This window comes from Pseudomonas sp. NPDC086278 (assembly GCF_050280905.1).
Lineage (GTDB): Bacteria > Pseudomonadota > Gammaproteobacteria > Pseudomonadales > Pseudomonadaceae > Aquipseudomonas.
Genome location: NZ_JBNNWE010000156.1, coordinates 1 through 7,234 on the forward strand (window position 1 = coordinate 1; position 7,234 = coordinate 7,234).

The window sequence follows — 7,234 nt, forward strand, 5'->3', positions numbered from 1 at the left end:
GCGCCGCTGCCGGCGAACGGGTCGAACACCTTGGCTCCGGGAACATAAGGGGCGAGCCAGTTGAACAGGGTTTCTCGTTGTTCGGGTCGAAGATGATGTCTTCCGGCGGGAAGCCGACTTCGTTGACCAGAATGTCGTAGGAGCGTTTGCAGATTTCTTTCTTGCGCGCTTCGGTATCGGCCTGGCCGGCTTCGTCGAAGGCCATCACCACCACGGCGGCGCCGTAGCGCTTGCACAATTTGGCGTGGTGAATAAACTGCTCGACGCCTTCCTTCATGCTGATCGAGTTGACGATGCCCTTGCCCTGAATGCACTTCAGGCCGGCTTCGATCACTTCCCACTTGGAGGAGTCGATCATGATCGGCACGCGAGAGATGTCCGGTTCGCCGGCAATCAGATTGAGGAAGGTCACCATGGCCTTCTTCGAATCGAGCATCCCCTCGTCCATGTTGATGTCGATGATCTGAGCACCGGCTTCAACTTGTTGCAGGGCGACTTCCAGCGCTTCGGTGTAGTTGTCTTCACGGATCAGCCGGGCGAACTTGGCGGAACCGGTGATGTTGGTCCGTTCGCCGACGTTGACGAACAACGAGCTGCGATCGATGGTGAACGGTTCCAGGCCGGACAGGCGGCAAGCTTTTGGAATGTCCGGAATCACCCGCGGTGCATAACCGGCCACGGCTTTGGCGATGGCTTCGATGTGGCCCGGCGTGGTGCCGCAGCAGCCGCCGACAATGTTGAGGAAGCCGCTTTGGGCGAATTCTTCGATGACCTTGGCGGTTTGCGACGGCAGCTCGTCGTACTCGCCGAATTCGTTCGGCAGGCCGGCGTTCGGGTGCGCCGAGACGTGGGTGCCGGCCTTGTTCGACAGCTCTTCCAGGTACGGGCGCAATTCGCTGGCGCCGAGGGCACAGTTGAGGCCGACCGAGATCGGTTTGGCGTGGGCCACCGAGTTCCAGAAGGCTTCGGTGGTCTGGCCCGACAAGGTGCGACCGGAGGCGTCGGTGATGGTCCCGGAAATCATGATCGGCAATTCAATGCCCAGCTCTTCGAACACGCCTTGCACGGCGAAGATCGCGGCTTTGGCGTTCAGGGTGTCGAAAATGGTTTCGATCAGGATCAGGTCGGCACCGCCTTCGATCAGGCCTTTGGTGGCCTCGGTGTAGTTTTCCACCAGTTCATCGAAGGTCACGTTGCGGTAACCGGGGTTGTTCACGTCCGGCGACAGCGAGCAGGTACGACTGGTCGGCCCGATCACACCGGCGACGAAGCGCGGTTTTTCCGGTGTTTCCAAGGTCTTGGCGTCGGCGACCTTGCGCGCCAGCCGTGCGCCTTCTACGTTTAATTCGTACGCTAGGCCTTGCATGCCGTAATCGGCCAGGGAAACCTGGGTGGCGTTGAAGGTATTGGTCTCGAGAATGTCAGCGCCGGCATCCAGGTACGCCTTCTCGATGGAGCCGATCACGTCCGGGCGCGTCAGCACCAACAGGTCGTTGTTGCCTTTGACGTCGCTGGGCCAGTCGGCAAAGCGTTTGCCACGGTAATCCTGTTCTTCGAGCTTGTAGCTCTGGATCATCGTGCCCATGCCGCCGTCGAGAATCAGAATGCGCTCTTTAAGGGCGTGCTTGAGAGCTTGAAGGCGAACGCTGCGATCGGACATTAGAACTACTCGGAAGACCATGACGAAGGAGCGGGATCATAGCAAACCTGTGCGCTTTTAGAGCATGTGCGGGATTTGCATGAATATCGCTCATGTTAGTTCGGATGCCATCACGGTAGAATCGCGGCGTTTTCAGGATCAGGACCAAGGACATGTCGTATCGCGTCATCACCGGCATTTTTATGCTGTGCTTAAGCTGGAGTGCCGCTGCGCAGAGTCCAGCCGTTTCGCCTGCCATCTCGTACAGCCGCGACATTCAACCGATCTTCACCGAGAAGTGCGTCGCCTGCCACGCGTGCAACGACGCAGCCTGTCAGCTCAACCTGGGCAGCGGCGAGGGCGCGGCGCGTGGCGCGAACAAGGTGCCGGTCTATGACGGCGAGCGCAGCCAGGCCGCCGCGCCGACCCGACTGTTTTACGACGCTTTCGGCAAACAGGCCTGGGAGCAAAAGGGCTTCTATCCGGTGATTGACGGGCAGGGCAGCCAGGCCGCGTTGATGGCGCGGATGCTGGAGTTGGGTCACAACACCCCCGTTACGCCCAACGCAAAACTGCCGGAAGACATCGTTCTTGGCCTGAACCGGGAAAACATGTGCGCCATGCCGGGCGAGTTCGGCAATTATGCCAGCGCTCATCCAAAGGAAGGCATGCCGCTGGCGGTCACCGGCTTGACCGATCAGCAATACCAGACGCTCCAGCGCTGGCTGGCTTCGGGCGCGCCGATTGACGAGCAGGGCCTGGTGCCTTCCGCCAAGGAAGCGATGCAGGTGGTGCAGTGGGAAAACCTGCTTAATTCACCGGGTGCCCGCGAGAGCCTGGTCGGGCGCTGGTTGTTCGAGCACTGGTTTCTCGCCCATATCTACTTCAATGACGGCGAGCCGGGGCATTTCTTTCAGTGGGTGCGTTCGCGCACGCCGACCGGCCAGCCGATTGACCTGATCAGTACACGGCGCCCCGATGACGATCCCGGCACGCAGGTGTATTACCGCCTATGGCCGGTGCAAGGCGTGATTGTGCAGAAAACTCACATCACCTACCCGCTGAGCGCGGCGAAGATGGCGCGGGTCAAAAGTCTGTTTTATAGCGGCAATTGGAAAGTCGATGCCTTGCCGGGCTACGGGCCGGAACGTCGGGCGAATCCGTTTTCCACGTTTGAAGCGATTCCGGTGCAGGCGCGTTATCAATTCATGCTCGATAACGCCGAGTACTTTGTGCGCACCTTCATTCGCGGCCCGGTGTGCCGTGGCCAGATCGCCACGGATGTGATCCGCGACAACTTCTGGGCGCTGTTCCAGGCGCCGGAGCACGACCTCTATGTCACCGACCCGAACTATCGCGGCCAGGCCACGCCGTTGCTGGCGATGCCGGGACAGGACGACGACGTCGGCAGCGTCCTCACGCTTTGGCACGATTACCGCGACAAGCGCAACGAATATCAGGCCCTGCGCCGCGACAGCTACGCTGATATCCCGGCGCCGAGCTGGTCGACCTTGTGGGCTGGCAATGACAACGCGTTGCTGAGCATCTTTCGCCACTATGACAGCGCTTCGGTCGTCAAGGGACTGATCGGTGAGGTGCCGCAAACCATATGGCTGTTTGATTACCCGTTGCTGGAGCGCACGTATTACCAGTTGGCGGTTAACTTCGATGTGTACGGCAATGTTTCCCATCAGGCGCAAACGCGGCTGTATTTCGACCTGATCCGCAACGGCGCCGAGCAGAACTTCCTGCGGCTGATGCCGGCCAACTCACGCGACGCCTACCTCGACGATTGGTATCAAACCAGCGGTGAGATCAAGATGTGGTTGGATTACGAAGCCATCGACGACGACAAGCCGACTGCGCTGAAACTCGACGAGAAAGACCCGAAACGCGACTTCGCGACGCAACTGCTCGCGCGTTACGGCGACCTCAACGCCAGACCCGACCCGATCAACCGCTGCGACGGGGCGTATTGCTCGCGGCCGAACATCGACCCGGCATTGCAGGATGCCGAGCAGGCTTTGAGCAGCCTGACGTCGCGCCCGGCCGCCGGTCTGAGGGTCATTGATCAGTTGCCTGAAGCGACCATGTTGCGCATCGAAACCGCGAGCGGCAAGCGCGAGATTTACAGCCTGCTGCGCAACCGCGCGCACAGCAACGTGGCGTTTATGCTGGGCGAATCACTTCGCTATCAACCGGGGCTGGACACGCTGACCATTTACCCGGGCGTGCTCAGTAGTTATCCGAACTTCATGTTCAATATCCCGGCCGATCAGGTTCCGGAGTTCGTGGCGGCGATGGAAAGCGCCAAAGATGCCAATCGCTTCGAGAAAATCGTCGAGCGCTGGGGCATTCGCCGCAGCCATCCGCAGTTCTGGTTCTACTTCCATGATCTGAGCCAATACCTCCACGAGACGGACCCGGAGGAAGAGGGTGTGCTGGACATGAACCGCTACGAGAATCTTTGATCGACTTTTGACAGGTCGCTGCTGTCCCAATCCTGAGACACCACACAACCCTGTGGGAGCTAACTCCCACAGGGTCAATGGCAGGGGGTCGAGGACTGATCTGGAGGGCAGTTGATGTTGATTTCAGTACAGGCACTGCGTGCGCTCGCCGCCTGGACCGTGGTCTGCCACCATTTCATGCAGATTTTCTTCGACTTCAAGGCCAATGGCCCGATCGGTCAGCTGTTTATCGACAAGGGCGCAGTGGGCGTCGACATTTTCTTCGTCATCAGCGGCTTGGTGATTTTCCTTTCGACCCAAGACAAATCCCTGCCGCCCACACGCTTTCTGCTGTACCGGCTGTCGCGCATTGTGCCGGCCTATTGGCTGTACACAGCGCTGATGGCGCTGGTGGTGGTATTCGCGCGGCCGGTGTTGCCGGACCAGAAGGTCGACTGGGCGCATTTTCTGCTGTCGTTGCTGTTTATTCCCTCGGAAAACCCCGGCGGCTATGGGATCTATCCGACGCTCAATGTCGGTTGGACCCTCAATTACGAAATGCTCTTCTATGTGTTGTTCGCCTGGGCCCTGCTGTTTCGTGTACAGGCACGGCTGATGATTGTGGCGGCGCTGTTGTTCGCGGTGTGTCAGGCGTGGACCGGTTACGGCTGGATCAGTACGTTCTACCGCGTGGATATTGTTTATGAGTTTCTGCTGGGGATCGCCATCGGCATGGCGTTCCGGCGTGGCTGGATTATTCCGCGATTGTGCCTGCCGCTACTGGGAATCACGGGCGCGCTGTGGGCGATTTATCACTGGGCACCCCAACCTCGGTTTCTGGCGTGGGGGCTGCCGAGTGCGGTGCTGGTGATAGCGTGCATGTCGCTGGAGCGCTTTTTCGCTGGCAGCCGGGTGTTCAAAGTGCTCGGCAACAGTTCCTACTCGGTGTACCTGATGCATGTGTTGGTGCTGTCCGCCGGTGGTTTTGTCGCGCAGCGTTATGGCATCAATCCCTACGCCATGTTCGGCGTCTGCGCTGCATTCATCGGCCTGGCTTCCTGGGCAAGTTATGAATTTGTGGAAAAAAGCAGCTATCGGTGGCTTAAAGGCTTGATCGACGGCGAATCGTCGAATAAAGCGCTTGCCGTTCTTTCCCGACAAAAATACTAGGACTTTGTGCCGCGCGATGATTGGCGTAAACTGCGCCCACGCCTGCGAGGAGTTTCCATGACCGCTATTACCATCACTGACGCCGCCCACGATTATCTGGCTGATCTGCTCTCCAAGCAGAACACCCCAGGCATCGGTATCCGCGTCTTCATCACCCAGCCTGGCACTCAGTACGCCGAAACCTGCATTGCTTACTGCAAGCCGGGCGAAGAAAAACCTGAAGACACCGCGCTGGGGCTGAAAAGCTTCACCGCTTATATCGATTCGTTCAGCGAAGCTTTCCTGGACGACGCGGTTGTCGACTACGCCACCGACCGCATGGGTGGTCAGCTGACCATCAAGGCGCCAAACGCCAAAGTGCCGATGGTCAACGCCGACAGCCCGGTCAACGAGCGCATCAACTATTACCTGCAAACCGAGATCAACCCGGGGCTCGCGAGCCACGGCGGTCAGGTCAGCCTGATCGATGTGGTCGAAGACGGCATCGCCGTACTGAAGTTCGGCGGCGGTTGCCAAGGCTGCGGCCAGGCTGACGTCACCCTGCGTGAAGGCATCGAGCGTACCTTGCTCGAGCGTATTCCCGAGCTCAAGGGTGTTCGCGACGTGACCGACCACACGCAGAAAGAAAACGCCTACTACTGAGTAAGGTGTTCGCTGCAAACATAAAAAAACGGCGCCCCGTGAGCGCCGTTTTTTTATGGCTGACTGTTAAAGACGTCTTCGCGAGCAAGCCCGCTCCCACAGGGGATTTGCGAACGCCGCAGCTCCAATGTGGGAGCGGGCTTGCTCGCGAAGAGGCCGCTAAGGGCGATACAAATGCGCATGCCCCGCGCGATACAGCGACGACTCACTGAACTGATCACTGCCCAACACCCGACCCACCAGAATCAACGCCGTACGCCGAAACCCCTTGGCCGCGACCTTCTCGGCAATGTCCTGCAGCGTTCCCACCACCCAATCCTGATCCGGCCAGGTCGCCCGGTGAATCACCGCGATCGGGCAGTCGGCGCCGTAATGCGGGAGCAATTCGGCCAGAATCTTATCCAGGTGATTCACCCCCAGATGAATCGCCATGGTTGCCCCGTGTTGCGCCAGGCTGCCCAGCTCCTCACCGGCCGGCATCGCCGTCTTATCGGCGTAGCGGGTCAGAATGACACTTTGCGACACATCCGGCAGCGTCAGTTCGGTGCCCAACAGTGCCGCACAGGCGGCCGTGGCAGTTACACCGGGAATGATTTCAAACGGAATGGCGTATTCGCGCAGATAACGAATCTGCTCGCCAATCGCGCCATAAAGACTCGGGTCGCCGGAATGCACCCGCGCCACGTCCTGACCCTTGGCGTGGGCAGTCTTGATCAGTTCGATGATCTGTTCCAGGTGCAATTCAGCGCTGTTGACCACTTGTTCAGCGCTATGACCCTCGAGTACGGCACCGGGCACCAGCGAGCCGGCATAGATGATCACCGGGCAGCTGCGAATCAGCCGCTGGCCTTTGACGGTGATCAGTTCCGGGTCGCCGGGACCTGCGCCAATGAAATAGACGGTCATCATCGTTTCCTGTCAGAAAAGGGCTTGGGCAAGGCTTCAGATGAAGAATGCTCATGATCGAAGGCGGGGATTATCGGGGATTTTATGCAGCGCCCGCTAATGCGAGGGTCGCCTGTGCGTATTTTTGCCGTGGAATCAGCAACTTCGCGGGTGTGTTGGTCAGGTGTTCGGCGAGCGCGAGGGCAGCGCTTTCTGCGACCCCGTAGCAGCCGGTGCGTTCGAAGGCGATTTGCGATTGATGGCTGAGCCGAGGTTGATAGGCAGCCAGTTGTTCGCTGCTGAAGTACATCACCTCGAGTCCCAGTTGCTCGGCGAGTTCGTTCAGGCCCGGTTCATCGCGTTTCAGATCGATGCTGGCCAAGGCCTTGATCGCCTGCAATTCAATGTGATGCGCCTGTAATGCCTGATCGAGCAACGCCCGCAGCGT

Annotated in this window: 6 protein-coding genes; 3 read left to right on the top strand and 3 right to left on the bottom strand. The window is 59.3% G+C overall.

What is annotated here, in order from left to right; all coding sequences use genetic code 11:
* The coding region (locus ACQKP4_RS27775) for a homocysteine S-methyltransferase family protein (RefSeq protein WP_427637221.1) at positions 1–1,660 on the bottom strand (1,660 nt) is incomplete at its 3' end.
* A 152-nt stretch (positions 1,661–1,812) separates the two neighbouring features.
* On the opposite strand from ACQKP4_RS27775, the gene ACQKP4_RS27780 reads away from it, so the two are divergent.
* From ACQKP4_RS27780 to nfuA, 3 genes are all read left to right on the top strand, one after another.
* Entirely contained in the window at positions 1,813–4,110 is a 2,298-nt protein-coding gene (locus ACQKP4_RS27780; protein WP_427637223.1) for a fatty acid cis/trans isomerase, read from the top strand.
* A gap of 114 nt (positions 4,111–4,224) precedes the next feature.
* Entirely contained in the window at positions 4,225–5,259 is a 1,035-nt protein-coding gene (locus ACQKP4_RS27785) for an acyltransferase family protein (protein WP_427637224.1), read from the top strand.
* Between the two features lie 57 nt (positions 5,260–5,316).
* Positions 5,317–5,901 (top strand): Fe-S biogenesis protein NfuA, encoded by a 585-nt coding sequence (gene nfuA, locus ACQKP4_RS27790; RefSeq protein WP_007898222.1) that lies wholly within the window; start codon positions 5,317–5,319, stop codon positions 5,899–5,901.
* A gap of 159 nt (positions 5,902–6,060) precedes the next feature.
* Here nfuA and cobM read toward each other — a convergent pair whose 3' ends face one another.
* Entirely contained in the window at positions 6,061–6,807 is a 747-nt protein-coding gene (cobM, locus tag ACQKP4_RS27795; protein ID WP_427637225.1) for a precorrin-4 C(11)-methyltransferase, read from the bottom strand.
* Between the two features lie 82 nt (positions 6,808–6,889).
* Positions 6,890–7,234, bottom strand: a 345-nt coding sequence (locus tag ACQKP4_RS27800; protein ID WP_427637227.1) for a cobalamin biosynthesis protein, incomplete at its 5' end; no start/stop codon positions are given.

What these genes read in the sequence shown, in the direction of transcription:
- ACQKP4_RS27780 (WP_427637223.1), top strand. Translation starts at nt 1,813, where the DNA reads ATGTCGTATCGCGTCATCACCGGCATTTTTATGCTGTGCTTAAGCTGG.
- ACQKP4_RS27785 (WP_427637224.1), top strand. Translation starts at nt 4,225, where the DNA reads ATGTTGATTTCAGTACAGGCACTGCGTGCGCTCGCCGCCTGGACCGTG.
- nfuA (WP_007898222.1), top strand. Translation starts at nt 5,317, where the DNA reads ATGACCGCTATTACCATCACTGACGCCGCCCACGATTATCTGGCTGAT.
- cobM (WP_427637225.1), bottom strand. Translation starts at nt 6,807, where the DNA reads ATGACCGTCTATTTCATTGGCGCAGGTCCCGGCGACCCGGAACTGATC.